The 19,199-nt window shown below is 62.0% G+C and carries 34 protein-coding genes and 4 tRNA genes; 28 read left to right on the top strand and 10 right to left on the bottom strand.

Annotation, left to right across the window (positions count from 1 at the left end):
* Positions 1 to 87: 87 nt before the first annotated feature.
* Genes ptsP through NE584_RS16745 form a run of 5 tightly spaced genes read right to left on the bottom strand, consistent with a single transcriptional unit; the run spans position 88 to position 3,482 of the window.
* Positions 88 to 1,740: a phosphoenolpyruvate--protein phosphotransferase gene (gene ptsP, locus NE584_RS16765; RefSeq protein WP_256183310.1), complete on the bottom strand. Its 1,653-nt coding sequence runs from the start codon at positions 1,738 to 1,740 to the stop codon at positions 88 to 90.
* 57 nt (positions 1,741 to 1,797) lie between these two features.
* Complete coding sequence (locus NE584_RS16760; RefSeq protein WP_050623182.1) at positions 1,798 to 2,058, bottom strand: HPr family phosphocarrier protein; 261 nt, start codon at positions 2,056 to 2,058, stop codon at positions 1,798 to 1,800.
* A gap of 22 nt (positions 2,059 to 2,080) precedes the next feature.
* The gene (locus NE584_RS16755) at positions 2,081 to 2,335 is read right to left on the bottom strand and encodes a hypothetical protein (protein ID WP_256183309.1); all 255 of its coding nucleotides are present in this window, start codon (positions 2,333 to 2,335) and stop codon (positions 2,081 to 2,083) included.
* A 27-nt stretch (positions 2,336 to 2,362) separates the two neighbouring features.
* The gene (locus NE584_RS16750; protein ID WP_108980312.1) at positions 2,363 to 2,917 is read right to left on the bottom strand and encodes a hypothetical protein; all 555 of its coding nucleotides are present in this window, start codon (positions 2,915 to 2,917) and stop codon (positions 2,363 to 2,365) included.
* Between the two features lie 28 nt (positions 2,918 to 2,945).
* Complete coding sequence (locus NE584_RS16745; RefSeq protein WP_256183308.1) at positions 2,946 to 3,482, bottom strand: hypothetical protein; 537 nt, start codon at positions 3,480 to 3,482, stop codon at positions 2,946 to 2,948.
* 186 nt (positions 3,483 to 3,668) lie between these two features.
* Between NE584_RS16745 and NE584_RS16740 the strand changes: the two genes are divergently transcribed.
* Positions 3,669 to 3,887, top strand: coding sequence for a hypothetical protein (locus NE584_RS16740; protein ID WP_256183307.1), 219 nt, complete (start codon positions 3,669 to 3,671; stop codon positions 3,885 to 3,887).
* Positions 3,888 to 3,928: 41 nt separating this feature from the next.
* Here NE584_RS16740 and NE584_RS16735 read toward each other — a convergent pair.
* Positions 3,929 to 4,004: transfer RNA gene (locus tag NE584_RS16735), tRNA-Ala, on the bottom strand.
* Positions 4,005 to 4,026: 22 nt separating this feature from the next.
* Positions 4,027 to 4,102: transfer RNA gene (locus tag NE584_RS16730), tRNA-Val, on the bottom strand.
* A gap of 174 nt (positions 4,103 to 4,276) precedes the next feature.
* Between NE584_RS16730 and NE584_RS16725 the strand changes: the two genes are divergently transcribed.
* Positions 4,277 to 5,602 (top strand): glucose-6-phosphate isomerase, encoded by a 1,326-nt coding sequence (locus NE584_RS16725; RefSeq protein ID WP_256183305.1) that lies wholly within the window; start codon positions 4,277 to 4,279, stop codon positions 5,600 to 5,602.
* Between the two features lie 125 nt (positions 5,603 to 5,727).
* The gene (locus NE584_RS16720) at positions 5,728 to 6,138 is read left to right on the top strand and encodes a hypothetical protein (protein WP_050623187.1); all 411 of its coding nucleotides are present in this window, start codon (positions 5,728 to 5,730) and stop codon (positions 6,136 to 6,138) included.
* 552 nt (positions 6,139 to 6,690) lie between these two features.
* On the opposite strand, the gene NE584_RS16715 is transcribed toward NE584_RS16720, so the two are convergent.
* Positions 6,691 to 6,775, bottom strand: a tRNA-Tyr gene (locus tag NE584_RS16715).
* An 11-nt stretch (positions 6,776 to 6,786) separates the two neighbouring features.
* A tRNA-Thr gene (locus NE584_RS16710) sits at positions 6,787 to 6,862 on the bottom strand.
* Positions 6,863 to 7,038: 176 nt separating this feature from the next.
* Here NE584_RS16710 and NE584_RS16705 point away from each other — a divergent pair.
* The 25 genes from NE584_RS16705 to NE584_RS16585 all read left to right on the top strand — a co-directional run bounded on the left by NE584_RS16705 (position 7,039) and on the right by NE584_RS16585 (position 18,904).
* On the top strand, positions 7,039 to 7,161 hold the full coding sequence (locus NE584_RS16705; protein ID WP_256183304.1) for a hypothetical protein: 123 nt from the start codon (positions 7,039 to 7,041) through the stop codon (positions 7,159 to 7,161).
* A complete protein-coding gene (locus NE584_RS16700) occupies positions 7,158 to 7,391 on the top strand; it encodes a hypothetical protein (RefSeq protein ID WP_050623188.1) in 234 nt (77 codons plus the stop codon). Before NE584_RS16705 ends, NE584_RS16700 begins: the two co-directional genes overlap by 4 nt.
* Positions 7,372 to 7,692 (top strand): sigma-70 family RNA polymerase sigma factor, encoded by a 321-nt coding sequence (locus tag NE584_RS16695; protein ID WP_077138691.1) that lies wholly within the window; start codon positions 7,372 to 7,374, stop codon positions 7,690 to 7,692. Before NE584_RS16700 ends, NE584_RS16695 begins: the two co-directional genes overlap by 20 nt.
* A gap of 60 nt (positions 7,693 to 7,752) precedes the next feature.
* Positions 7,753 to 8,406, top strand: coding sequence for an HAD family hydrolase (locus NE584_RS16690; RefSeq protein WP_256183303.1), 654 nt, complete (start codon positions 7,753 to 7,755; stop codon positions 8,404 to 8,406).
* Positions 8,407 to 8,537: 131 nt separating this feature from the next.
* Positions 8,538 to 8,882, top strand: a complete 345-nt coding sequence (locus NE584_RS16685) for a PadR family transcriptional regulator (protein WP_050623191.1) — start codon at positions 8,538 to 8,540, stop codon at positions 8,880 to 8,882.
* Between the two features lie 29 nt (positions 8,883 to 8,911).
* A complete protein-coding gene (locus tag NE584_RS16680) occupies positions 8,912 to 9,532 on the top strand; it encodes a hypothetical protein (RefSeq protein WP_256183302.1) in 621 nt (206 codons plus the stop codon).
* Positions 9,533 to 9,539: 7 nt separating this feature from the next.
* Complete coding sequence (locus NE584_RS16675) at positions 9,540 to 9,890, top strand: permease prefix domain 1-containing protein (RefSeq protein WP_256183301.1); 351 nt, start codon at positions 9,540 to 9,542, stop codon at positions 9,888 to 9,890.
* Complete coding sequence (locus NE584_RS16670) at positions 9,866 to 10,072, top strand: hypothetical protein (RefSeq protein ID WP_256183300.1); 207 nt, start codon at positions 9,866 to 9,868, stop codon at positions 10,070 to 10,072. The genes NE584_RS16675 and NE584_RS16670 overlap by 25 nt, the downstream gene beginning before the upstream one ends.
* 15 nt (positions 10,073 to 10,087) lie before the next feature.
* Positions 10,088 to 10,930, top strand: a complete 843-nt coding sequence (locus NE584_RS16665) for a permease prefix domain 1-containing protein (RefSeq protein ID WP_256183299.1) — start codon at positions 10,088 to 10,090, stop codon at positions 10,928 to 10,930.
* Positions 10,927 to 11,628: a hypothetical protein gene (locus NE584_RS16660; protein WP_256183298.1), complete on the top strand. Its 702-nt coding sequence runs from the start codon at positions 10,927 to 10,929 to the stop codon at positions 11,626 to 11,628. The genes NE584_RS16665 and NE584_RS16660 overlap by 4 nt, the downstream gene beginning before the upstream one ends.
* Before the next feature lie 393 nt (positions 11,629 to 12,021).
* Entirely contained in the window at positions 12,022 to 12,336 is a 315-nt protein-coding gene (gene rpsJ / locus NE584_RS16655; RefSeq protein WP_050623197.1) for a 30S ribosomal protein S10, read from the top strand.
* 146 nt (positions 12,337 to 12,482) lie between these two features.
* Positions 12,483 to 13,214: a 50S ribosomal protein L3 gene (rplC, locus tag NE584_RS16650; RefSeq protein ID WP_050623198.1), complete on the top strand. Its 732-nt coding sequence runs from the start codon at positions 12,483 to 12,485 to the stop codon at positions 13,212 to 13,214.
* Between the two features lie 19 nt (positions 13,215 to 13,233).
* Entirely contained in the window at positions 13,234 to 13,854 is a 621-nt protein-coding gene (gene rplD / locus NE584_RS16645) for a 50S ribosomal protein L4 (protein ID WP_050623199.1), read from the top strand.
* Positions 13,854 to 14,147 (top strand): 50S ribosomal protein L23, encoded by a 294-nt coding sequence (rplW, locus tag NE584_RS16640; RefSeq protein ID WP_050623200.1) that lies wholly within the window; start codon positions 13,854 to 13,856, stop codon positions 14,145 to 14,147. Before rplD ends, rplW begins: the two co-directional genes overlap by 1 nt.
* Before the next feature lie 15 nt (positions 14,148 to 14,162).
* Positions 14,163 to 14,996: a 50S ribosomal protein L2 gene (rplB, locus tag NE584_RS16635; RefSeq protein WP_050623201.1), complete on the top strand. Its 834-nt coding sequence runs from the start codon at positions 14,163 to 14,165 to the stop codon at positions 14,994 to 14,996.
* A 14-nt stretch (positions 14,997 to 15,010) separates the two neighbouring features.
* A complete protein-coding gene (rpsS, locus tag NE584_RS16630; RefSeq protein ID WP_050623202.1) occupies positions 15,011 to 15,283 on the top strand; it encodes a 30S ribosomal protein S19 in 273 nt (90 codons plus the stop codon).
* A gap of 14 nt (positions 15,284 to 15,297) precedes the next feature.
* On the top strand, positions 15,298 to 15,630 hold the full coding sequence (gene rplV / locus NE584_RS16625) for a 50S ribosomal protein L22 (protein ID WP_050623203.1): 333 nt from the start codon (positions 15,298 to 15,300) through the stop codon (positions 15,628 to 15,630).
* A gap of 15 nt (positions 15,631 to 15,645) precedes the next feature.
* A complete protein-coding gene (gene rpsC / locus NE584_RS16620; RefSeq protein ID WP_256183297.1) occupies positions 15,646 to 16,512 on the top strand; it encodes a 30S ribosomal protein S3 in 867 nt (288 codons plus the stop codon).
* Positions 16,512 to 16,943, top strand: a complete 432-nt coding sequence (rplP, locus tag NE584_RS16615) for a 50S ribosomal protein L16 (RefSeq protein ID WP_050623205.1) — start codon at positions 16,512 to 16,514, stop codon at positions 16,941 to 16,943. The genes rpsC and rplP overlap by 1 nt, the downstream gene beginning before the upstream one ends.
* Positions 16,943 to 17,140 (top strand): 50S ribosomal protein L29, encoded by a 198-nt coding sequence (gene rpmC / locus NE584_RS16610; RefSeq protein WP_050623206.1) that lies wholly within the window; start codon positions 16,943 to 16,945, stop codon positions 17,138 to 17,140. Before rplP ends, rpmC begins: the two co-directional genes overlap by 1 nt.
* Before the next feature lie 16 nt (positions 17,141 to 17,156).
* A complete protein-coding gene (gene rpsQ / locus NE584_RS16605) occupies positions 17,157 to 17,417 on the top strand; it encodes a 30S ribosomal protein S17 (RefSeq protein WP_050623207.1) in 261 nt (86 codons plus the stop codon).
* Positions 17,418 to 17,429: 12 nt separating this feature from the next.
* Positions 17,430 to 17,798, top strand: a complete 369-nt coding sequence (gene rplN / locus NE584_RS16600) for a 50S ribosomal protein L14 (protein WP_050623208.1) — start codon at positions 17,430 to 17,432, stop codon at positions 17,796 to 17,798.
* Between the two features lie 15 nt (positions 17,799 to 17,813).
* Entirely contained in the window at positions 17,814 to 18,131 is a 318-nt protein-coding gene (gene rplX, locus NE584_RS16595) for a 50S ribosomal protein L24 (RefSeq protein WP_108980320.1), read from the top strand.
* Positions 18,132 to 18,151: 20 nt separating this feature from the next.
* Positions 18,152 to 18,703 carry a 50S ribosomal protein L5 gene (rplE, locus tag NE584_RS16590; protein ID WP_108980321.1) on the top strand — a complete coding sequence of 184 codons (552 nt, stop codon included), beginning with the start codon at positions 18,152 to 18,154 and terminating at the stop codon, positions 18,701 to 18,703.
* Between the two features lie 15 nt (positions 18,704 to 18,718).
* Positions 18,719 to 18,904 (top strand): type Z 30S ribosomal protein S14, encoded by a 186-nt coding sequence (locus NE584_RS16585; RefSeq protein WP_050623210.1) that lies wholly within the window; start codon positions 18,719 to 18,721, stop codon positions 18,902 to 18,904.
* Between the two features lie 93 nt (positions 18,905 to 18,997).
* Here NE584_RS16585 and NE584_RS16580 read toward each other — a convergent pair.
* On the bottom strand, positions 18,998 to 19,199 hold a 202-nt coding region (locus NE584_RS16580), incomplete at its 5' end, for a hypothetical protein (RefSeq protein WP_256183296.1).

Below are 19,199 nucleotides of genomic sequence, written 5' to 3'. Positions count from 1 at the left end.
CCCCCCCCCCCCCCCCCCCCCCCCCCCCCCCCCCCCCCCCCCCCCCCCCCGGTCCTTTTGTCCGGATGGGAGCGGGCCTGGCTCGGCTCAGGACATCAGCAGGTCGAGGGTGCAGCGGTTTGCGATGCTCTTGCGCAGGGCGGCGCGCAGGGGGAGCACGGCGGAGGGGGCGACGCTGAGCTCGTCGATGCCGATGGCCAGGAAGGTGGGCAGCAGATCCGGGTCGGCCCCCAGCTCCCCGCAGATCCCGATCCAGATGCCCGCCTCGTGGGCGGCGTCGGCGGCCATTTTCAGAGCCCGGAGCACTGCGGGGTGGTGAGGATCGAAAAACTTGCCCAGGTCGCTGCGATGTCGGTCACAGGCCAGCGTGTACTGAGTCAGGTCGTTGGTGCCCACGGAAAAGAAGTCCACCAGCCGGGCCAGCTCAGGCGCCATGAACACGGCGGCGGGAGTCTCAATCATGATGCCGATCTCGGTGTCCGGGTTGAAGGGGATCCCTTCGGCGGTGAGCTCATCCATCACCCGCTGGCAGGCCCGGCGGCACTCCTTCACCTCCCACACGCTGGCGATCATGGGGAACATGATGGCGATCTTACCGCAGGCGCTGGCCCGGTACAGCGCCCGCAGCTGGGTGCGGAACACCTCGGGATGGTTGAGACAGATGCGGATGGCCCGCAGGCCCAGGGCTGGGTTCTCCTCCCTGTTCAGATGGAAACGGCCCGCCTGCTTATCCGCCCCGATGTCCAAGGTGCGCACGATGACCCGCTTGCCCTTCATGGCCAAGGCCACTCGCTTGTAGGCCTGGAACTGGTCCTCCTCGGAGGGGCAGCCGCCGGCGGCCAGATAGAGGAACTCCGAGCGAAACAGGCCGATGCCCTGGCCGTCATTGGCCAGCACCGCATCCACGTCCTCCAGAGAGCCGATGTTGCAGCAGAGCTTGATTTTCCGGCCATCCAGAGTCACATCCTCTCTGCCCGCCATGCTGCGCATCAGCGCCCGGCGCTGGGCCTGCTGCGCCTGGCGGGCCTTCAGGCTCTGGAGGGTCTCCTGGTCCGGGTCGAAGATCACCTGGCCGGTCTCCCCCACGATGTAGGCCTGTTTGCCGTGGTAGCTCTCGTTAAAGCTGGCCCCCAGGCCGCAGACCGCGGGGATGCCCATAGTGCGGGCCAGGATGGCGGTGTGGCTGTTCCCGGAGCCGCCCTGGGTGGCGATGGCCAGGATCTTGCTCTTGTCCAGCTGGATGGTCTCGGAGGGGGCCAGGTCGGCGGCGGCCAGGATCACCGGCACCTGGGAGTCGATGCCCCCCTCCACCACGCCCATCAGGTTGTTCAAAATGCGCCCGGTGACGTCCTTGACGTCGCCGGCGCGGGCCTGCATATAGGGGTCGTCCATGGCCGCCAGCATGGCGGAAAACTGCTCCCCGGCCTGGTCCACGGCGTACTCGGCGCAGTACCCCTCGGCCAGCAGCTCCTCCATGGCACCGGTATAGTCCTCGTCATCTAAAAACATGGCGTGGGTCTCAAACAGCTGGGCGGCACTGTCCCCCGCCTGCGCCCGGGCCAGTTCGGCCATCTGTCCCAGCTGCTGGGCCGTCTGCTCCATGGCCCGGTCCAGCCGCTCCCCCTGGAACCGGGGGTCGTCGGCTTTGTCGGGCTGAATGAGCGTCTGGCTGCGGCGGCAAAAATAGATGGGGCCGTGCTCTACACCTTTGGAAACCCCTTGCCCCTGCAAAATCTTCATGTCGTTCCCTCTTTTCAAAAAGCCCCGTGTCAAACGGACCGTGGGCACGGGGCTCGCTTATAGATTCTCCTTAAAAAGCTGTTCCATGGCGGAGATGGCGCTGTCCTCGTCCGGCCCCTCGGCGGTGACGGTGACGGTGTCGCCTCCCTTGACCCCCAGGCCCATCAGCTTCATCAGCTGGGTGCTCTTGACGGTCTTGTCACCCTTGGTGACGGAGATCTCGGTACCGGAGAAGGCCTTGGCTGTCTTGACCAGCAGGCCGGCGGGACGGGCGTGAATGCCTACAGGATCGACGATGGTATAGGTAAAAGATTTCATGACAGAGACTCCTTTTTATGATTCAGACCCTTGACCGGTAAAGCGGATCCATAGGGGCGCAGCGCCCGGCTCCAGCTGGAACGGCGGTTGGCGCAGATGGAAAGCTGCACTCGTCCCCCTCCAGGGAGACCTGCTCCTTGACATATATCTCCTCATAGACGCGCTGCTGACAGTGATACACATTGAGCACGTCAGATTCGCTTTCGGGGTGATTCTGCCGGATGGACCAGAGCCTTCCCGCTGCGGTGGCGTCGGTCACAAATATGAGCCGCAGCATGCTGCTCTGACTCTCTTCTGCAGGACATTACGTTTTCAGGAACTCCCTTTCGATGTGTGAGATGGCACCATCCGCGGTCTCTTTGCCCAGCAGCACGCAGTAGATCGGGAGAGCCAGCCGATCCAGCAGTTCCGGGCAGCATATCGTGATATAGTCCAATGTCTCCAGCGGAGCAAGGCCGAAGAAGTCATAGGGGATGATGGTGGTGATCGTAATGTCAAAGCAGCCGTCAGCTGTCAGATAGATCCGCGGTGTGTAGAGGATGTGCGGGCTGTACAGCATATATCCGCTGCCGCGGCAGGATGGAAAGACCCGGGCATTGATAAAATTCAGAAGGCGGAGAAGAGCGTCGATATGTCTGCTTTTCCGGCATAGTTCTGCACCCAGGGAGGAGTAGTAGCACCTTGCCTCCATTGTGTCCTCGTAGAACCAGATACAGGACTCGATGCGGTGATCCGGGGCATACACCGCGTTGAATCCCATGGTGATCTGCATCTGACCGCTGTCAAAGCCTGCGCTGTGCCTAACACGGGAAGATCTGAGGCGGCCAGTCAGGACCCGGATAGCTTCCTGTCTTTTCAAACCAGTGTACCTCCTTGCACCAAAGGCCTTACTGTTCACTCTGTTTCGGCGGCGGGCAGATCATGGCGGCGTCTATGGCCAGCCGCTTCATCGCCTCCACCGCGGCCTTTTTCTTTCTGCTGGCGGCCGACCCGTCTTTCCGTTCCAGCAGATAGTCCACCAGCGCCTTCACCAGCTCCGCGTCTGATATCGCGGTTGCCTCCGGGGCACCGCCGCGGTCATCGGGGCGCTCCGTGTGGAGTACGCGGAAGAGCTGGCCTCCTGGTGTGACGCGGCCTTCGAAGGAGGGGGTTTTGACCAGGATGGCAGTCAGCGCCCGCAGGCCGCGGCCCGGGGTGGTCAGCATCTGGGTGGAGGAGAGCCTGATCTTGATGTGGTTCTTTCCCATTTCCAGCAGACTGATATGTTTGGGGTTGTTCATGTAGATGGATCTTTCATTATAGGAATTGATCCCGTTCTCCAGAGTGCGCCGGTCCTCAGCGGAAAATTCCGGACCCGGGAGAGCCAGGCTCAAAGTCAGGTCATAGTGGTACGCAAAGCGGGTGGAAAGTGTCTCGCCGTTCATTATCCAGCTGCCCCCTCGTTCAAAAAATTTTGGGTCATCATGGCTTTGATTACATTATAGTACAGCCCAAATAAAATGTCAATAAAAGAAAATATTTAAAAACAACCGTTGACAAAGTAAAAGAAAATCTCTATAATGAAATTAGACCAAGACGGTTTCTTTACTCAAAAAGGAGGTCATATAGCCATGAACCGAAAAGAGTGGGATCAAACCATGCCGAGCATCCTGGCTGGCCTGGCGCCCGGGAAATACAGCCTCCGGGAGATCATGCTGGACAGCTTCTCCAGATATCCCCAGGCCCATGAGGGGGTGTTTCTCTATGAGGATGTGGCTGGAGGGCGCTGCCAGAGCATGTCGTTCAGCGGGAAAAACGTAGATGGAGCTTGTGTGTATGAGGTCCGGTAACAAACAGAGACCGACTTGTGAAAACAAGTCGGTCTCTGTTTTGGTGGAGATAAGCGGGATCGAACCGCTGACCTCTTGAATGCCATTCAAGCGCTCTCCCAGCTGAGCTATACCCCCACGACCAATATCAAGTTTTAAATGGTGGACGATACAGGACTTGAACCTGTGACCTCCCGCACGTCAAGCGGATGCTCTACCAGCTGAGCTAATCGTCCGAACAGCATGGACTATTATATATGCCGCTGGGTGGAATGTCAAGTGTTTTTTCTCGATTTCCGGAGAAAAATATGAAAAAGGGAAATGCGAAAATTTCCAAATTTTTCGTGAAAAAAGCAAAAAGATGTGTTACACTGAAAGCATAGATCTTGATACCTGTGAGGAGGATTTCTATGTTAAAGCTTGATCTGTCTCAGCTGGCCGGATTTCTGCCCCAGGGCTACGCGGTCTCCCGTCAGACCGGCCTGAAGAAAGCGGCCGACATGCTGGCCGCCGGCAACGGCCCCGGGGGCGATTTCACCGGCTGGGTGGCCCTGCCGGAGCAGTACGACCGGGAGGAGTTCGCCCGCATCCAGGCGGCGGCGGAGCGCATCAAAAGGCAGTCCCAGGTCCTGGTGGTGGTGGGCATCGGCGGCTCCTACCTGGGTGCCCGGGCGGTCATCGAGCTGCTGTCCTCCCCCAACTATAACCTGAAGGTGAAGGACACCCCCGACATCTACTTTACGGGCAACGGACTGTCCACCGACGCGCTGCTGGAGCTGATCGCCCTCATCGGAGACCGGGACTTCTCGGTGAACGTGATCTCTAAATCAGGGACCACAACCGAGCCTGCGGTGGCTTTCCGGATCTTCAAGGGGATGCTGGAGCAGAAGTACGGCAAGGAGGGAGCCAGAGAGCGGATCTACGCCACCACCGACCGGGCCAGAGGGGCACTGAAGGGCCTGGCGGACCAGGAGGGGTACGAGACCTTCGTGGTGCCTGACGCCGTGGGCGGCCGCTACTCCGTGCTCACCGCAGTAGGGCTGCTGCCCATCGCCGCGGCGGGGATCGATATCGCCGCCCTGATGGAGGGCGCGGCCCGGGCCATGAAGGAGCTGTCCATCCCAGGAATGGACAACCCTGCCTGGCAGTATGCCGCCGCCCGGCACGCCCTGTATGAGAGCGGCAAGTCGGTGGAGCTGCTGGCCTGCTATGAGCCCAGCTTCCGCTTCTTCGCGGAGTGGTGGAAGCAGCTCTACGGCGAGAGCGAGGGCAAGGAGGGCAAGGGCCTGTTTCCGGCCAGCGTGGAGTTCACTGCTGACCTGCACTCCATGGGCCAGTACATCCAGCAGGGCCAGCGCCTGATGTTCGAGACTGTGGTCCGCTTCGAGCCCAAGGGCACCTTCCTTATCCCGGACGACCCGGAGAATGTGGACGGGCTGAACTTCCTGTCCGGCAAGCCCCTGTCCTTTGTGGCGGAGCAGGCCCTGCGGGGGACCATCCTGGCCCATGTGGACGGCGGCGTGCCCAACATCCTGATCCGGATGCCCCAGATCAGCGAGAGCTCGGTGGGTTACCTGATCTATTTCTTCGAGTATGTGTGCGGCCTGTCCGGCTACCTGCTGGGGGTCAATCCCTTTGACCAGCCCGGCGTGGAGGCATATAAGAAGAACATGTTCGCTCTGCTGGGCAAGCCAGGCTATGAGGAGATGAAGCAGAAGCTGGAGTCCCGGCTTTGAGCCCTCCCTGGACAGATCCCAAAAAATTCACAAAGAATCCGGTTGAAAAAAACGGTTCGATATGGTAAAGTGATAGCAAGGAAGGGACCAGCTTCCCACGTTTAACATCGTAAGGAGTGAGTAACATGATTAGAGTAATCATGGGTAAGAAGGGCTCCGGCAAGACCAAGCAGATGATCGACATGATCAACAACGCCGTCCAGACCGAGCACGGCAATGTCGTCTGCATCGAGCGGGGCTCCAAGCTGACTTATGACATCCACTATCAGATCCGTCTGGTGGAGGCCAGCAGCTACGATATCGACAGCTATGCCACCCTGAAGGGCTTTGTCAGCGGTCTGTACGCTGGCAATTATGACATCACCCATATCTTCATCGACAGCCTGTGCAAGATCGTTCCCGGCCCCTGCGACAACGAGACCGAGAAGTTCCTGGATTGGCTGAACGCCTTTGGCGAGAAACATGGCATCAAGTTCACCATCACCATCAGTGACGACGCCTCCCTGGCCCCCGAGGGAATCAAGAAGTATTTCTAAAGACCTCCCCCGTCTGAATGAGATAAAAAGAAGCCCGGGCACTCCTGTTTTGGATGTGCCCGGGCTTTTTGCGCCTGCCGAGAGGCGGGAGCGCCCCCCTTCTGCCGGCGCGGTCCCTTATTTCGGGACCAGGGAGAAAACTCCGACAGGAAGAGATGTCCAACAGGGTTGACAGGGGAAGGAAAAGGGAGTATTCTATGACTAAAATTAGAACATATGTTCTATACAGAAGGGAGTAAAAAAGCATCCGAAGACAGGCGGCCTTGCGGTCCCGGACCGGCAGGGCCGCCGTTCCGCCCGTAAAGGGGGCTGCTGGACCGAAAGGAGTGTGGGGGACGGCTTGCTCATATCATTTGACATCCATTTCCGGCCGCTTCGGGCTGGTGGAAACAGAAAACCCTAAAAGGCTTGAAAATAAGCACTTTTAGGGTCAAAAAAAGAGCAGGATCGATGGGAGGTGAGGGTCAAATAGAATCACAGAGAGGCGGCGGACGGCATGTTTTTTGTCCTGAGGATAAAAAACATGGCCGCAAAGCGAACTTTGCGGCCACGTGGTGGAGGAGGGTGGATTCGAACCACCGAAGCGAAACGCAACAGATTTACAGTCTGCCCCCTTTGGCCACTCGGGAACTCCTCCATATGAAATTGTGGAGCTGGTGGACGGATTCGAACCCCCGACCTGCTGATTACAAATCAGCTGCTCTACCGGCTGAGCTACACCAGCACTTGTCAAGACGGCTGTCCAACAGCAAGGGATACTATAACAGACGTCTCGGCTTTTGTCAAGTATTATTTTGAGAGGAGAGAGAAAAAATTTACCAAACAGAGGAGAAGATCCAAATAGTCCGGCGGAGCCGGGGGCCGTACCCGCCGTTGCGGGACATCCAGCAGGCGCGGCCTGTGCTGGTATGCCCGAGGTGCGGCGGGGAGCAGTACCGCTGTGACCAGCTGGTCTGGGCGGACGGAGGACTGCTGTGCGCCGCCTGCGCCGCAAAGAGGGAAGAGGAGGAGTGCGTGAGATGACCTTGTTGGAGCTTTCGGTGGAGTACCGGGACCATGCCCGGGCGCTGGACTTCCGCATCGTCCAACTGCGGGATGCCTGGGAGCACACCATGGACGAGGGGGAGCGATGCATGCTGGCCGAGCGGATCAGGGTGCTGTCCACCATGCTGCGGGAGGCCCGGGAACTGGCAGTGCTCTGTGAGCGCTACTACGACAGGGGGTACCGGAGAAATGTCAAATACACGATATAGGCGGGGCAAGCTGTACGCCGCGGATATGGCGGTGTACACCCGGCAGATGGCTGCGGACAACAGCGCCGAGCTCAGCCGGCTCAAGCGCAACCTGATCCGGGCCCTGAAGGAGGACGTCACGCCCAGGCAGCGGGAGGTGCTCACCCTGTATTATGCCCAGGGGCTGAACATGCGGGAGATCGGGGAGCGGCTGGGGGTGGACAAGTCCACGGTGTCCCGGAACATCAAGCGGGGGGAGCGGAGGCTCCAGCGCTGCCTGCGCTATGGGGCGGAAGCATTTCTGCGCAACCTGTATGACTGAGGATTGCGGCCCCTGGAGGGCTGTGGTAAGATAGAAAAAACGGCTGAGGGGAGCATGTGCATGAAATATCGGGCCATCTGTTTCGATTTTGACTATACCCTGGGGGACTCCACCGACTCCATCGTGGCGGGATTCCAGTATGGATTCACCCGCCTGGGGTGGCCGGTCCCCGACCGGGAGACAGTGAGAAGGACGGTGGGCTATCTGCTGGAGGATGCCTACACCCTGCTTACAGGGGATCGGGACCCGGAGCACCGGGCGGCCTTCCGTCCCCTGTTCCTGGAGGCGTCCATGGAGCGCCAGCGCCGGGAGACCACTCTGTTTCCAGGTGCCCCGGAGCTGCTCCGGGAGCTGAAGGCCCGGGGGATCAGGCTGGGGATCGTGAGCACCAAGCGCAGTGATACCCTGGAGGCCATCCTGGAGAACCGGGGGGTGCTGGGGGAGCTGGACCTGATCATCGGCAGCGACCGGGTGAAGCGGCATAAGCCGGACCCGGAGGGGCTGCTGGCTGCCATGTCCCGACTGGGGGCGGGGCCGGAGGAGACTTTGTTCTGTGGAGACACGGTGCTGGATGCGGGGGCGGCCCAAAATGCAGGGACAGAGTTCGCCGCGGTGCTCAATGGCACCACGCCGGCCTCTGCCTTCCGGGAGTGGCCCCATGTCCACATCGCCCCGGACCTTTGGGACCTGAAGCGGTGGCTGGAAGAACAATAAAAAGGCGGCAGGCCATGCCTGCCGCCTTTTTTCTGCCCCGTCCCTCTTGACATACCTAGAATATCTTGGTATATTGAGCCTAGAGATACTAGGTATATCGTCCGGCAGGGGCCGGAGAAAGGACGGCGAACATGAAATTCGATAAAGGGCTGATCGCGGGCAGCTCTACGCTGCTGGTGCTGACTCTGCTGGAGAGCGGGGACATGTATGGCTATCAGATGATCGAGGAGCTCTCCCGCCGCTCCAACGACGCCTTTCAGTTTCAGGAGGGGACCCTGTACCCCATCCTCCACGGGCTGGAGAAGGGGAAGTATCTGAGCGGCTATCAGCAGCAGGCCCCCTCCGGCCGGATGCGGAAGTACTACCGGCTCACCCGGAAGGGGCGGGAGCTGCTGGCGGAGAAGAAGGCGGAGTGGGCCAGCTTCCACCGTGGCGTGGCCGACGTGCTCTCCGGCGGAGCCAACGCTCTGGCGTGAAGGGGATGAGAGGCCGGAGGCGCGCCGGTATGACCGGCGAAAAGCGGCTAGCGCTGGAGCTGCTGATCCTGGCGGCGCTGGCTGCCCTGTGTGTGCTGGCGGCTCAGTATCCTGTGTTGCGCCTGGAGTGGGAGGCCCGCTGCGCTGTGGAGGAAGAGCACCCCGGCAGGGCGGAGCGGGTCTGGCGCGGCAGGGTGTCCGGGAGCGGAGCGGGGGATCAGGCCGTCATGGTGCGTAGCGGCGCAGCCGCGGGACTGAGCGTGCTGACCTGGTATGAGGGCTCCCCTAGTTTTTTCATCTGGCGGGGGCCGATTCCGGAGGGGCTTACGGTGACAGCGGTCCCCGGGGGTAGCGGGCCGCCTTTGGAGTATATGGCCCTGGAGCTGCCGGAGGGGGCTGTATCCGGGCGGCTGACCGCAGAGCTCCTTGGGGGGGATGTGAGAACAGCGGACAGCGTCCGGGAGGGGGAAGTCATGGTGTTCCGCTTCCAGGAGGCGGAGCTGAACTGGCGGCAGGAGCTGGCCTACCAGCGGGCCGAGACCTCCTGGAAGGCGGCCCTGGCGAGTGCGCCTTATACGCTGACTCTTTGGGACCGGAACGGGGTCCTGATTTCTGAGACCAAAGGGACCATGGGGAGCATCTGGAGGTGAGGGCGGCGTGAAACGATCGTGGGGAACGGAGTGCGCACCGGCTTGGCGTGCATGGCTGGACCGGGCTACGGAGCAGATCTTTCGTCACCCGGACTGCGGCGCGGTGGAACGGGAGCTGCTGGACCATCTGGAGGATAAGGCCACCGACCTGATGCGTATTTTTCCCGGCCTGACTCGGGAGGAGGCAGAGCAGCGGGCCCTGGAGGAGATGGGGGCGGCGGAAGAGCTGGGGGAGGAGCTGGCCCGCGTCCACAGCCCGCTGGTGGGAGAGCTGTGGCAGCTGACCCGCTTCCTGATCCGGGCGGTGCTGGTGGTGCTGGCAGTGGAGTGCCTGTGGCTGCTCTGGAAATTTGCCTGACAGAGCGGGCCAGGGAGACGGAAAAGGCGGTGAAGAGATGCAGGGGCGGAAAAAGCAGAAGAACGAGCTGGGGCGTCCCCTGCACCCTGCGGGTGTACGGCCCTGGGCTGGACCTGCTGGAGGTGGAGGAGATCCAGGTCAGCACGGCGCTGAGTGAAGAGGAACTGGCGCGGAGACAGTGAGCGGGGAGGAACGAGATGGTACAGACATCAGAGGGAAGGCGCTGGCTGGACCGGGCGGCGGCAGGTATCCGCTCCCGGCCTGACCGGGAGGCGGTGCGGGCTGAGCTGGAGGCCCACCTGGAGGACAAGACGGCGGACCTGGTCCGCATCTTCCCGGACCTGGGGCGGCAGGAGGCGGAGCGGCAGTCGGTGGAGCAGATGGGGGACGCGGAGGAGATCGGAAAGGAGCTGGCCCGGCTCCACCGGCCCTGGCCGAGGTACTTGTGGCAGGCCAGCCGGGTGCTGCTCACGGCGGGCCTCCTGTGGCTGCTGGCCATCGGTATGTTCCGGGGGGATGACGCCTATCTGGGGGACGACCACCGCTCCGAGTGGTGGGACATGGACGGCCTGCCAGGGACGGCGGTCATGGGGGACTGCGACGATATCCGCTATCTGCCCGGTGGGGACCCGGACCAGATCCTCACCCTGGAGCCCTGCCTGACAGCATCAGTGAATGGACAGAAGATCTCACTGCTCCGGGCCGCCCTGTGGCAGCGGGAGGACGGGCGGCGGGGGCTGTACTGCTATCTCCGGGTGGATACCTGGCGCTTCTGGGAGCGGGGCCGGCTGCGGGAGGAATGGATGACTGTGACCGACAGCACCGGCGCAGTCTGCGGCCTGGGGCCGGATTCCCCGGAGGACCCGGAAACGGGCGGACTGCTGAACGGGATGAGCCAAATGGGCTTCGGGCCCTTCCACAGCGGCTATGAACTGTATCTGGAGGACTGGGACCCGGCGGCGGAGTGGGTCCGCCTGGACTACGGCCCAGGGAGCCCGATATTCACTTTTACTGTGGACTTGGAGGAGGAGAGGGCGTGAAGGGAGCATGGAGGGCGCTGTGGGAGCGCCGCCCCCGGCTGGGGCACAAGGGAAGGGCTGCCCGGAACCTGCTGCTGGTCCTGGCGCTGGCCGCCCTGGTGTGGGGGCAGTACGGCTGTCCCATGCCCACAGCGGAGATGGCGTTCCGGCAGCTGGAGGGGCAGTATCTGCTGCCCCGGAGCGAGATCGTATATCAGAGCGGCTTTTGGAATACCGGAGATATAGGGAGTGTGGAGAGCCGGGATGGGACCTATCTGAGTGTGTTCGATCCGTTTGTGGTGGGTGTTGCCCAGAATCGGGTCTATTCTGTCACCTTGGACCGGCCCGGGCGGCAGGTCCTGGGGGTCTTTCCCCTGGGGGAGGGGCCGGCTCCGGTCCCGATCAACGGTGTGATTGCCTGGGTCCCGGAGCCCGGAAGGACGCGGATGAGCGGCTGCAACCTCCTGTTTCTCCAGATCCCAGGGGAGACGGCCCGGGCGGAGCTGGATGTGGACACCGCGCTTCCGGGGGGTGAGCGCTTCCTCCGCCGCGCCCAGGAGGGCTTCTGTCTGGAGGACGGCGTGTGGCTGTTTCCGCTGGAATCACCGGAGGGAGGGTGGTCCGGGGACTGGTACGAGGGGGCGGCGTACACCCTCCGCCTGTACCGGGAGGACGGGGCGCTGCTCCTGGGGCAGAGCGGCACGGTGCGGGAGTCCTGAGCGCAGGCGGCGGGCCGCCCTGGCAGGATGCCCAAAGAGGCCGGAGGAAAAAGCCGGGGAAATTGGCGGAACACCGCCGAAAAATTTTCAAAACACCCTTGACACACACGGGGGTGTTGTTGTATGATAGCAAAGCGCCTGTGAGGGCGCAGTCTGCGATGATGCGGGAGATTGCTCGGAAACGAGGTAACTTCCGCGGAGTATGTCCGAGAATCGGGCGGCTGAGAGGATCCGTGTCACGGCGTATATCGCCTGGCAGGGATAAAACCGGCCTGTCTATGCGCCGGTTTTCTTCATGACCCGGAGTGATACGCACGATAGCGTGGACGGAGATCTCTCACCGTACGAAGCGCGACAGAGTCAACTTCGTATGTATGTTAAGGAGGAACACCCATGGCAGCTCAGAAAGAAATGATCCGCATCCGTCTCAAGGCCTATGATCATCAGCTCATCGACCAGAGCGCTGAGAAGATCGTGGAGACCGCCAAGCGCACCGGCGCCACTGTCTCCGGCCCCATCCCCCTGCCCACCAAGAAGGAAGTCGTCACCATCCTGCGGGCCGTCCACAAGTACAAGGACAGCCGTGAGCAGTTCGAGCGCCGCACTCACAAGCGCCTGATCGACGTCATCAAGCCCTCCCCCAAGACTGTGGAGGCCCTGATGAGCCTGGAGCTTCCCGCCGGCGTGGAGATCGAGATCAAGCTGTAAGCGCTGAGATCTCCCCTAACCCTGTTGAACCCGCAGTCCGCCGCGTCATGGAGGCGGACGGGTCAAGTCGTCGGAGCAATGGCCCCCAGCCCAATGGGGTGACCAACTACGCCGACCAATAACCTTTATATAGGAGGAAATCCAATATGGAGAAAGCGATCATCGGCAAAAAGATCGGCATGACCCAGATCTTCGATGAAGCCGGACACGCGGTCCCCGTGACCGTGATCGAGGCCGGCCCCTGCACCGTGGTGCAGAAGAAGACTGCCGAGAAGGACGGCTATGAGGCCGTTCAGCTGGGATTCCAGACCATCCCCGAGCGCAAGCTCACCAAGCCCGAGGCCGGCCACCAGAAGAAGGCTGGCATCACCGAGTTCCAGAAGGTGCTGAAGGAGTTCGCCCTGAAGGACAGCGAGAAGTACAACGTGGGCGACAAAGTCACCGCTGACACCTTCGCCGCCGGCGACTTTGTGGACGTGACCGGCATCAGCAAGGGCCACGGCTACCAGGGCGTCATCAAGCGCCACGGCGCCCACCGCCTGAAGGAGACCCACGGCTCCGGCCCTGTGGTCCGCCACGCCGGCTCCATGGGCGCCAACAGCAGCCCGTCCAAAATCTTCAAGGGCAAGATCGGCGCTGGCCAGATGGGCGACGAGCAGGTCACCGTCCAGAACCTGGACGTGGTCAAGGTGGACCCCGAGTACAACCTGATCGCGGTCCGCGGCGCCATTCCCGGCCCCAAGGGCGGCATCGTGTTCGTGAAGAGCACTGTCAAGACTCACGTGGAGAAGAAGGGCCCCGCCGCTGGCATCAGCAACAACCCGCAGAAGGCTTCCGCACGTGTCAACCCGCAGAAGGCCTCCGCCCGCAACAAGTAAGGAAAGGAGAGTGTAAATCATGGCGAAAGCAAACGTGTACAACATGGCCGGCCAGCAGGTCGGTGAGATCGAGCTCTCCGAGGCGGTCTTCGGCATCGAGCCCAACCAGGCTGTGGTCCATGAGGTGGTCAAGAACCACCTGGCCAACTGCCGTCAGGGCACTCAGTCTGCTCTGACCCGCGCTGAGGTCTCCGGCGGCGGCAAGAAGCCCTGGCGCCAGAAGGGCACCGGCCACGCTCGTCAGGGTTCCACCCGGGCTCCCCAGTGGACCCACGGCGGCATCGTGTTCGCCCCCAAGCCCCGCTCTTACAGCTATGCGCTGAACAAGAAGGTGAAGCGCCTGGCTCTGAAGTCCGCCCTGTCCGCCAAGGCCGCCTCCGGCGACATCAAGGTGGTGGACGGCCTGAAGCTGGACGAGATCAAGACCAAGACCATGCGCGGCTTCCTCGCCGGTATCGGCGCCGGCAAGTCCGTGGTCATCACCCCTGAGGTGGACGAGATCGTGGTCAAGTCTGCCCGGAACATCCCCGGCGTGGTCACCACCACCGCCAAGGTCCTGAGCGTCTATGACATCGTCAACGCCAACCAGCTGGTCATCGATAAGGCCGCGCTGGCCATCATCGAGGAGGTGTTTGCGTAATGACCGCTTATGATATCATCAAGCGCCCCATCATCACCGAGCAGTCCATGGCGGATACCGAGATGAAGCGCTACACCTTCGAGGTGGCCAAGTCCGCCAACAAGATCGAGATCGCCAAGGCGGTGGAACAGATCTTCGGCGTCAAGGTCGCCAAGGTCAACACCCTGAACATGCAGGGAAAGCTGAAGCGCATGGGTGCCCGGCCCGCCGGCCGCCGCCCCAGCTGGAAGAAGGCCATGGTCACCCTGACCGCCGATTCCAAGGCCATCGAGTTCTTCGAGGGCATGGTGTAAGGAGGAAATTGAACAATGGCTATTAAGACTTATAAGCCCACAACGCCCTCCCGCCGTCACATGACTGTGTCCGCCTTCGAGGGCATCGATAAGAAGGCCAAGCCCGAGCGCAGCCTGACTGAGGTCCTCAGCAAGCACGCCGGCCGCAACAGCTATGGCCGCATCACGGTCCGCCACCGCGGCGGCGGCAACAAGCAGAAGTACCGCATCATCGACTTCAAGCGCGATAAGGAAGGGAAGGCCACTGTGGTGAACCTGCAGTATGACCCCAACCGCTCCGCCAACATCGCCCTGATCGAGTATGAGGACGGCGAGCGCCGCTATATCCTGGCCCCCAACGGCCTGAAGGCCGGCCACATCATCATGACCGGCCCCGACGCCGACATCCTGCCGGGCAACTGCCTGCCCATCGCCAACATCCCCGTGGGTGAGATGATCCACAACATCGAGCTCTACCCCGGCAAGGGTGCCCAGCTGGTCCGCGCCGCCGGCGTGGCCGCCCAGCTGATGGCCAAGGAGAATGGCATGGCCCAGGTCCGCCTCCCCTCCGGTGAGGTGCGCTATATCCGGGAGAACTGCAAGGCCACCATCGGCCAGGTGGGCAACACCGACTGGGCCAACATCCAGATCGGCAAGGCCGGCCGCAAGCGCCACATGGGCTGGCGGCCCACTGTCCGCGGCTCCGTCATGAACCCCTGCGACCACCCCCACGGCGGCGGCGAGGGCAAGAGCCCGGTGGGCCGTCCCGGCCCTGTCACCCCCTGGGGCAAGCCCGCCCTGGGCTACAAGACCCGCAAGACGAAGAACCGCACTGAGAAGTTCATCGTCAAGCACCGCAACGCGAAGTAAGGAGGCAGTAAAAGATGAGCAGAAGTATCAAGAAAGGCCCCTTTTGCGCCCCTGAGCTGCTGAAGCGGGTCGATGAGATGAATCAGACCGGCGAGAAGAAGGTCCTGAAGACCTGGAGCCGCGCCTCCACTATCTTCCCCGCTTTCGTGGGCCACACCTTTGCTGTCCACGACGGCCGCAAGCATGTCCCCGTCTATGTGACCGAGGACATGGTGGGCCACAAGCTGGGCGAGTTCGTGCCCACCCGCACCTTTAAGGGCCACGCGGGCAGCAAGACCGGTAAGTAAGGAGGAGAGAAAAGATGGAAGCAAAAGCCAACCTGAAATATCTGCGGATCTCTCCCCGTAAGGTGAAGATCGTCCTGGACCTCATCCGGGGCAAGGACGTGGCCACCGCCACCGCCATCCTGCTGAATACGCCCAAGGCTGCCTCTGAGCCCGTGCTCAAGCTGCTGAAGAGCGCCGCCGCCAATGCGGAGAACAACCACCAGATGGACCCTGAGAAGCTGTATGTGTCCGCCTGCTACGCCAATCCCGGCCCCATCATCAAGCGCATCATGCCCCGCGCCCAGGGCCGTGCGTACCGGATCAACAAGCGCACTTCTCACGTTACCATCGCGGTGAGCGAGCGCTAAGGGAGGAGGAGAACTATGGGACAGAAAGTTAATCCCCACGGCCTGCGCGTGGGTGTCATCAAGGATTGGGACTCCCGCTGGTATGCCCGCAACGAAAAGGTGGGCGACCTGCTGGTGGAGGACAAGAAGATCCGGGACTACCTGAAGAAGACCCTGTACTCCGCCGGTATCCCCAAGATCGAGATCGAGCGCGACAACGCCAAGGTCCGCGTGTATCTGCACTGCGCCCGGCCCGGCGTGGTCATCGGCAAGGGCGGCGAGGAGATCAACAAGATCCAGGCCGGCCTGACCGCCATGGTGGGCAAGCCCGTTGACCTGAAGATCATCGAGGTGCGCAACGCCGACATGGACGCCCAGCTGGTGGCGGAAAACATCGCTCAGCAGCTGGAGAAGCGCATCGGCTTCCGCCGCGCCATGAAGAACGCCATGGGCCGCGCTATGCGCGCCGGCGCCCGCGGCATCAAGACCTGTTGCTCCGGCCGCCTGGGCGGCGCTGAGATCGCCCGCACCGAGCACTATCACGACGGCACCATCCCCCTGCAGACCCTCCGCGCCGACATCGACTACGGCTTCGCGGAGGCCGCCACCACCTACGGCCGCATCGGCGTGAAGGTGTGGATCTACAAGGGCGAGGTCCTGACTCAGACCCTGCGCACCACCCCCCGCACCCTGGATACCAGCAAGCCCTATCAGGAGCGCCGGGAGCGTCCCCGCCGGGACCGCCGCGACGGTGACCGCCGTCAGGGCGGCTTCAACCGGGACCGCCAGGGCGGCGGCTTCAACCGCGGCCCCCGTCCCGCCGGTCAGGGTGGTTTCAATAACAATCGTGGCCCCCGTCCCGCCGGTCAGGCCAATGCTCCGAAGGAAGGAGGCGCTCAGTAATGCTGCTGCCTAAGCGCGTAAAGTACCGCCGTGTCCACCGCGGCCGCATGAAGGGCAAGGCCAGCCGCGGCAACACCGTCACTTACGGCGAGTGGGGCCTGCAGGCCATCGAGCCCAGCTGGATCACCAGCAACCAGATCGAGGCCGCCCGTATCGCCATGACCCGCTACACCAAGCGCGGCGGTAAGGTCTGGATCAAGATCTTCCCCGACAAGCCGGTCACTGAGAAGCCTGCCGAGACCCGCATGGGCTCCGGTAAGGGCTCCCCTGAGTACTGGGTGGCCGTGGTCAAGCCCGGCCGCGTCATGTTCGAGATCGCCGGCGTCTCCGAGGAGGTCGCCCGCGAGGCTCTGCGTCTGGCCAGCCACAAGCTGCCCGTCAAGTGCAAGATCGTCAAGCGTGAAGAGACCGAGAAGGGTGGTGAAGCGTAATGAAGGCCAATGAAGTTCGTAAGATGTCCGCCGCCGAGCTGGAGAGCAAGCTGGTGGACCTGAAGAAGGACCTGTTCAACCTGCGCCTCCAGCACGCCACCAACCAGCTGGATAACCCAATCCGGATCGCTCAGGTCAAGAAGGATATCGCCCGGGTCAAGACCATCATCCGCGAGCAGCAGCTCGCCGGCCGCTAAGAGGAGGAACTAAGACATGGAAAACAGAACTTCTTCCCGCAAGACCAGAGTCGGCCTGGTGGTTTCGGACAAGATGGACAAGACCGTGGTGGTCGCCATCGCCGACCGCGTGGCCCATCCTCTGTACAAGAAGATCGTAAAGAGAACCTATAAGCTGAAGGCTCACGATGAGAACAACCAGTGCGGCGTGGGTGACCGCGTCCGCGTCATGGAGACCCGCCCCCTGTCCAAGGATAAGCGCTGGCGCGTGGTTGAGATCATCGAGAAGGCGAAATAAGGAGGTGCCGGCATGATCCAGGAAGAAAGCTATCTGAAGGTCGCCGACAATACCGGCGCCAAGGAGATCAAGACCATCCGCGTTCTGGGCGGTTCCAAGCGCAAGTTCGGCAACATCGGTGATGTGGTCGTGGCTTCCGTGCGCAAGGCTGCTCCCGGCGGTCAGGTCAAGAAGGGCGAGGTGGTCAAGGCCGTCATCGTCCGCTCCGCCAAGGGCGTGCGCCGCGCGGACGGCTCTTATGTCCGGTTCGACGACAACGCCGCCGTCCTCATCAAGGAGGACAAGAACCCCCGCGGCACCCGTATCTTTGGCCCAGTGGCCCGCGAGCTGCGCGACAAGGATTACATGAAGATCCTGTCCCTGGCTCCCGAAGTGCTGTAAGGGAGGGTTTGAACGATGAATAAAATGAGCATCAAGAAGGACGACGTGGTCGTGGTCCTGTCCGGCAAGGACAAGGGCAAGCAGGGCAAGGTGCTGGAGGTCCAGCCCAAGGCCGGCAAGGTCATCGTCGAGAAGGTCAACGTGGTCTCCCGCCACACCAAGCCCCGCAAGCAGGGCGACCAGGGCGGCATCCTGAAGAAGGAAGCCCCCATCTATGCCTGCAAGGTGCAGCGCGTCTGCCCCAAGTGCAATAAGCCCACCCGCCCCGCCCACAAGCTGCTGGCGGACGGCAAGAAGGTCTGCGTCTGCAAGAAGTGCGGCGCCGAGATTTGAGAGAGGAGGAGTGAATCGAAATGGCTAACACGCCCAACCTGAAGAAGCTGTATCAGGACGAAGTCGCTCCTGCTCTGATGCAGAAGTTCGGCTATAAGTCCACCATGCAGATCCCCCGCCTGGAGAAGATCGTCCTCAACGTGGGCTGCAGCGAAGCCCGGGAGAACGCCAAGGTGCTGGATGCCGTGGTGTCCGACCTGACCGCCATCACCGGCCAGAAGGCCGTGGTCACCAAGGCCAAGAAGTCCGTGGCCAACTTCAAGCTGCGTGAGGGCATGCCCATCGGCGCCAAGGTCACCCTGCGGGGCAACAAGATGTGGGAGTTCCTGGACCGCCTGTTCAACGTGGCCCTGCCCCGCGTCCGTGACTTCCGCGGCATCTCCGCCGATTCCTTCGACGGCCGCGGCAACTACGCCCTGGGTGTCAAGGAGCAACTGATCTTCCCCGAGATCGAGTACGACAAGATCGACAAGATCCGCGGCATGGACATCGTGGTGTGCACCACCGCTCAGACGGACGAAGAGGCCCGGGAGCTGCTCAAGCTCGTCGGCGCCCCCTTTGCCACCCGCTAAGGAGGAGGAGAAGTTATGGCTAAGAAATCCATGATCCTGAAGCAGCAGAGAGAGCCCAAGTTCTCCACCCGGCAGTACAACCGCTGCAAGCTGTGCGGCCGCCCCCACGCCTACCTGCGTGACTACGGCATCTGCCGTATCTGCTTCCGCGAGCTGGCTTACAAGGGCCAGATCCCCGGCGTGAAGAAGGCCTCCTGGTAAGGGGCACTCTGACTGTCTGGCAGTTTGTTCCCTATAAGATCTTCAGGGAAGGGGCCAAATCCTGGCCCCTTCCCAAAGAATCTTTCCACGCACTCACGAGTGCGTGATTAAAAGCCCTTGCCAACCGGGAAAAACAGGGGTATAATAAACCGATTGCGTCTCAAGGGCGCAGAAAAGAATTTCCCACGCTTTCAGGTGTGCGAAACCCGTAATCCGCTGGACGCAGTCCGCGGCTACGGGGCTTTGCGCTGCTGTGAGCGCGCGGCCGCCCGAGGCGCCCGCCCGTGGTGGTGAA

It is taken from the genome of Clostridium sp. DFI.5.61 (assembly GCF_024462915.1).
In the GTDB taxonomy this organism is placed as follows: Bacteria; Bacillota; Clostridia; order Oscillospirales; family Oscillospiraceae; genus Lawsonibacter; species Lawsonibacter asaccharolyticus.
This window is presented reverse-complemented; position numbering and strand designations above follow the sequence as displayed.

Bases quoted from the DNA above. Each gene is read 5' to 3' on its own strand.
- NE584_RS16585 (WP_050623210.1), top strand. From the start codon at position 18,719: ATGGCTAAGAAATCCATGATCCTGAAGCAGCAGAGAGAGCCCAAGTTC.
- rpmC (WP_050623206.1), top strand. From the start codon at position 16,943: ATGAAGGCCAATGAAGTTCGTAAGATGTCCGCCGCCGAGCTGGAGAGC.
- rpsC (WP_256183297.1), top strand. From the start codon at position 15,646: ATGGGACAGAAAGTTAATCCCCACGGCCTGCGCGTGGGTGTCATCAAG.
- rplE (WP_108980321.1), top strand. From the start codon at position 18,152: ATGGCTAACACGCCCAACCTGAAGAAGCTGTATCAGGACGAAGTCGCT.
- NE584_RS16695 (WP_077138691.1), top strand. From the start codon at position 7,372: ATGTCAAATACACGATATAGGCGGGGCAAGCTGTACGCCGCGGATATG.
- rpsS (WP_050623202.1), top strand. From the start codon at position 15,011: ATGAGCAGAAGTATCAAGAAAGGCCCCTTTTGCGCCCCTGAGCTGCTG.
- NE584_RS16760 (WP_050623182.1), bottom strand. From the start codon at position 2,058: ATGAAATCTTTTACCTATACCATCGTCGATCCTGTAGGCATTCACGCC.
- rplB (WP_050623201.1), top strand. From the start codon at position 14,163: ATGGCTATTAAGACTTATAAGCCCACAACGCCCTCCCGCCGTCACATG.
- rplX (WP_108980320.1), top strand. From the start codon at position 17,814: ATGAATAAAATGAGCATCAAGAAGGACGACGTGGTCGTGGTCCTGTCC.
- NE584_RS16685 (WP_050623191.1), top strand. From the start codon at position 8,538: ATGAAATTCGATAAAGGGCTGATCGCGGGCAGCTCTACGCTGCTGGTG.
- NE584_RS16725 (WP_256183305.1), top strand. From the start codon at position 4,277: ATGTTAAAGCTTGATCTGTCTCAGCTGGCCGGATTTCTGCCCCAGGGC.
- rplD (WP_050623199.1), top strand. From the start codon at position 13,234: ATGGCGAAAGCAAACGTGTACAACATGGCCGGCCAGCAGGTCGGTGAG.
- rpsQ (WP_050623207.1), top strand. From the start codon at position 17,157: ATGGAAAACAGAACTTCTTCCCGCAAGACCAGAGTCGGCCTGGTGGTT.
- NE584_RS16700 (WP_050623188.1), top strand. From the start codon at position 7,158: ATGACCTTGTTGGAGCTTTCGGTGGAGTACCGGGACCATGCCCGGGCG.
- rplV (WP_050623203.1), top strand. From the start codon at position 15,298: ATGGAAGCAAAAGCCAACCTGAAATATCTGCGGATCTCTCCCCGTAAG.
- NE584_RS16690 (WP_256183303.1), top strand. From the start codon at position 7,753: ATGAAATATCGGGCCATCTGTTTCGATTTTGACTATACCCTGGGGGAC.
- rplW (WP_050623200.1), top strand. From the start codon at position 13,854: ATGACCGCTTATGATATCATCAAGCGCCCCATCATCACCGAGCAGTCC.
- NE584_RS16740 (WP_256183307.1), top strand. From the start codon at position 3,669: ATGAACCGAAAAGAGTGGGATCAAACCATGCCGAGCATCCTGGCTGGC.
- ptsP (WP_256183310.1), bottom strand. From the start codon at position 1,740: ATGAAGATTTTGCAGGGGCAAGGGGTTTCCAAAGGTGTAGAGCACGGC.
- NE584_RS16665 (WP_256183299.1), top strand. From the start codon at position 10,088: ATGGTACAGACATCAGAGGGAAGGCGCTGGCTGGACCGGGCGGCGGCA.
- rplN (WP_050623208.1), top strand. From the start codon at position 17,430: ATGATCCAGGAAGAAAGCTATCTGAAGGTCGCCGACAATACCGGCGCC.
- rplP (WP_050623205.1), top strand. From the start codon at position 16,512: ATGCTGCTGCCTAAGCGCGTAAAGTACCGCCGTGTCCACCGCGGCCGC.
- NE584_RS16680 (WP_256183302.1), top strand. From the start codon at position 8,912: ATGACCGGCGAAAAGCGGCTAGCGCTGGAGCTGCTGATCCTGGCGGCG.
- NE584_RS16720 (WP_050623187.1), top strand. From the start codon at position 5,728: ATGATTAGAGTAATCATGGGTAAGAAGGGCTCCGGCAAGACCAAGCAG.
- rplC (WP_050623198.1), top strand. From the start codon at position 12,483: ATGGAGAAAGCGATCATCGGCAAAAAGATCGGCATGACCCAGATCTTC.
- rpsJ (WP_050623197.1), top strand. From the start codon at position 12,022: ATGGCAGCTCAGAAAGAAATGATCCGCATCCGTCTCAAGGCCTATGAT.
- NE584_RS16755 (WP_256183309.1), bottom strand. From the start codon at position 2,335: ATGCTGCGGCTCATATTTGTGACCGACGCCACCGCAGCGGGAAGGCTC.
- NE584_RS16745 (WP_256183308.1), bottom strand. From the start codon at position 3,482: ATGAACGGCGAGACACTTTCCACCCGCTTTGCGTACCACTATGACCTG.